Consider the following 2,649-nt stretch of genomic DNA (forward strand, 5'->3'; position numbering starts at 1 on the left):
TCTCCACCATCTAATTGGATGTAAGGCTGCCCTTTTATATACATCATTACCGTATCTTCATTCTCGGCGACCTTGGCTGAAGTTGGTAAATTCTCAAGCACTCGGTTAATGGGTACCGACCCTGTGAACAAATCTAACTTCATCGTATTGTTGATTAACTCTGACAGTGAAAAGTAACTCATTGTTTCATCAACGACATTCAGCCCATCATGCTTTATATCAGGACCGATGAATTTAACCGCAGTTGGCACTGAAACTATTGAAGGGCTCGGAATTTCGCGCAAACCAGAGAATTGTAGTTTATCACCCTGTAAGGCAGCCCCATGCTCAGGCACAACCACCAGCATTACGTTTCGACCTTGTGCTTTTAACTCAGTTATAAACTTATCGATGTCATTAAATAAGCGCTGTTGTCTAAGCGGATAGCTTTCAAAGCTATTCATACGTTCACGACCAGCAAGTTGATTGCCATCGTGTAAGCTAATGGTGTTGTAATAAAGAGCCCTAGGCTGCTCACTCGAACCTTGCTTTTTCAGCCAATTAGTGAGTATATCCGCATCAGAATAAATCGGTTTGCCATCGAAACCATACTGCGCAGCACTAAACTGGCTAAAATCCAGTTTTGGCACAGAAACACCACCGTATTGTCTGATCAAACCAATAAAGTCATCAAAGTGTCCATCGTGGTTAAGAGCCACACTGGTTTTATAGCCAAGCTCAGCAAGGTTAGTGAATAGCTGACATTGCTCATCAACAGGTTTAAATAGTTGCTCTTGACTTGTTTGCCCGCAACTTGCTCGTAATAAACGAATTGCCGCAGGGCCACTGTACGACGTTGCTGAGTTAAATTGGCTAAACAAAATATCAAAATCAGCAAATAAGTTACGTGGCTCAACACCAATTGCATTTAAATCAGCCGTCGCTAAAGAGCAAATATTTAGCACAACAACATCAAATGGCTGGCCATTAAATACGTCAGGAAACTGGCTTTGTAGTAAATTCTGTTGCTGGTAAAAGTCTTGTAACTGTTGATCCGGTGTCTTTTGGTTTGCTGTATCAGAAACTAAAACGGGTACTTGTTTTTTTGTAGTTTGGTTATTGCTTGCAACTTGAGTTGTAACCTCATCACTCGTAACAGCCCCACCTAACCAAAACGCATACATAAAGCCAATTATTGAAATACTGGTGTAACGCAACCACTTCACAGTAAACCAATAAAAAACCACTAAAGCAAAGAGCGCAAAAATCATATCGAGGCTAACAACGCGCGCTGTGATCTCAAAAAAGTAGCCGATGCTAAAGTCTTGTACATTGCCAGCTTGCTTGGTGAGCCTAGAAATCGGGGGTAACCACGAGTCGTGATACAACAAGGCCACTCCTACCACCATACTCATAGCGTGTTTGATACGAGACAACCAAACATGTTGAAAAGAGATAGCTAGAAAAGCAAAAAATGCTAAGTTTGCAAATAAATCAAAAGAAATATCACCTCGGCTATACAGAACAAACTTAACTAAAAAGTATAAATTCCAAATACCTAATCCTGAAAGCCTCACTTGTTATCCTTCTTGTGTCGTTTTGGCGTATAGGGCGTTAATAATACATGCCTAAATGTTAGTTTTCTGTAGAGCACGACTACTTTATTAAACAATACCTTACCTGTATTACTCAACAAAATGCCGATTAACATTGCGATGATAAAAGTAATAAAAAACTGGTTTAAGCTCATGATAGTTCACCTTTTAAGGTCACTTTAATAGGCTCAGATATAGGTCGAATCACTTTTTTAAATTCCGGTGTCTCTGTATTTAAATTTGCAATATCTGCTGTTTTTGTATCAAAAATATAACTTACATTTTCTTGTAACTGCTGGGTAAAGTCAGTTATTTCAGTATTAGCAAAATGACGTTGCATGCGGCGACATTCTTGCTGAATATAAAAATGATCAGCAATGACATTTTTTGACATAAAAAAGTCGCTTATCTGTAATTTAAATAAATGCTTAATCGCACTTTCAACATCATGCTCTCGACAAGCATGTAGATAAAGATAAACAGCGCCTTCAGCAAAGCTAAAAATATCCCCTTCGCGTTTTACATGAAATAAATGTAATGGGTGTATGGCATCAATACGCGGTAAAAGCTGCAACATAACAAGCACGCCACTTACACCCAGATTGGCGGCTGAGTCACTATGTTTAGCAACCTGCTGTACGAACTTATCTGGAGGCAAATAACCTTTAGCCAATACATTTTCACTGTATTTTAGAACATCATCAATTGATTTCGGTAATGGCCTTGTAAACTGAAATCCTTGAATTGACTGAATTTGTGACAGTAAACGCGAAGGCTCAGAATAACTATATAAAATAAGGTTAACCCCTAAAGTTAAAAATAAGCACTCGTCCTGGTGACGAATAATGCCATCAACATTTTGAATTACTAATTTCAGTCGGCGACCACATTTCTTTCGAAGAGAGAAACAATCTTTGGCTAACGCTTTTAAATCAGTGTATCGGGTAACTGCAAAAACTAACGTCGCTGATTTTTTGGTAAGCCCTTTAGAAAAAAGAGCATCATTATCATCAACTATTTTATAAAACACAGGTAGCTTTGTACCCTCAGGGACAGCACTGCGCGTTAGCCATAC

2 protein-coding genes are annotated in these 2,649 nt (G+C 38.8%); both read right to left on the reverse strand.

Annotation, left to right across the window (positions count from 1 at the left end; genetic code table 11):
- A partial coding sequence (bcsG, locus tag HUS62_RS22120) for a cellulose biosynthesis protein BcsG (protein ID WP_175081173.1) occupies positions 1–1,556 on the reverse strand: 1,556 nt, incomplete at its 3' end.
- A 169-nt stretch (positions 1,557–1,725) separates the two neighbouring features.
- Positions 1,726–2,649 (reverse strand): cellulose biosynthesis protein BcsE (gene bcsE, locus HUS62_RS22125; protein ID WP_175081174.1); only part of this gene is annotated, 924 nt, incomplete at its 5' end.

This window comes from Pseudoalteromonas sp. 0303 (assembly GCF_013349995.1).
Classification (GTDB): Bacteria; Pseudomonadota; Gammaproteobacteria; order Enterobacterales; family Alteromonadaceae; genus Pseudoalteromonas.